This window comes from Xenorhabdus sp. IM139775 (genome assembly GCF_028598745.1).
Taxonomy (GTDB): Bacteria; Pseudomonadota; Gammaproteobacteria; order Enterobacterales; family Enterobacteriaceae; genus Xenorhabdus.
This window is the reverse complement of the sequence record NZ_JAQRFK010000224.1, coordinates 1-770: the sequence shown is the minus strand read 5'-3', so window position 1 is coordinate 770 and position 770 is coordinate 1. Positions and strand designations below refer to the sequence as shown.

Annotated in this window: 2 protein-coding genes; both read right to left on the bottom strand. The window is 40.1% G+C overall.

The window, feature by feature from the left end:
• Positions 1–7 precede the first annotated feature (7 nt).
• Positions 8–259 (bottom strand): hypothetical protein, encoded by a 252-nt coding sequence (locus PSI17_RS17140; protein WP_273553102.1) that lies wholly within the window; start codon positions 257–259, stop codon positions 8–10.
• A gap of 4 nt (positions 260–263) precedes the next feature.
• Positions 264–770, bottom strand: a 507-nt coding sequence (locus PSI17_RS17135) for an RHS repeat-associated core domain-containing protein (protein WP_273553101.1), incomplete at its 5' end; no start/stop codon positions are given.

Sequence of the window (770 nt, the reverse complement as noted above, 5' to 3'; positions counted from 1 at the left end):
CTGCTATTTAATGATTCTTTATTTCGGTTATCCAACCTTTCAGATCATCATCTGTATATAAATATTCTCTATCAGTTGAAGGCAAATCAACTGCGCCTAGTAACTGAATATAATTTACAACAACAAGATCATTTATCTTGAATGAATCATCATCAAAGATATTTACTGCCCACTCGGCTACATCAATCCGTTGCTCTTTACCCGATAGAATATTCGAGATCTTTTCTACTAAATCACTTCGCGTGGGTTCGATTTTCATAAATCTATCTTCTTCCCTTGTATTTACCATTGGCATCAAAAATATGATGGTTTTTATCGTGTGTGACTGGCTTTGGCGCAACACTCCTAATATTTCCTGAGTGATCTAGTGTTTCGTACCAAGTTCGTTTATTACCAGTAGCTGGATCCCATTCTCTAACCAATCTAGCTCCTTGCATTTCACCAGGTGTTCTAGATGGTTTTATTTCACCATAGAAACGATAGCGACCATTCGGCAACTCCTTAATTCCAGCAGTTCCGTATTTTTCGGCTTGCGTATAATAGTCCTTTAACTTTTGAGAGTTGGCCGCGTTATAAGCACTATTATTTTTATGTTGCTTATCAATTGTTGACGTTCCACTCAGTCCATACGGATCGATGAAATTAGTCGGATTATGCACATACCCATACGGATTCACCCCGCCCAGCAGCCCTATCGGGTCTGCCGAGATGTACTGCGCCGTCTCCGGCGAATAATATCGGAACCGATTATAGTATAGCCCCGACTCTTC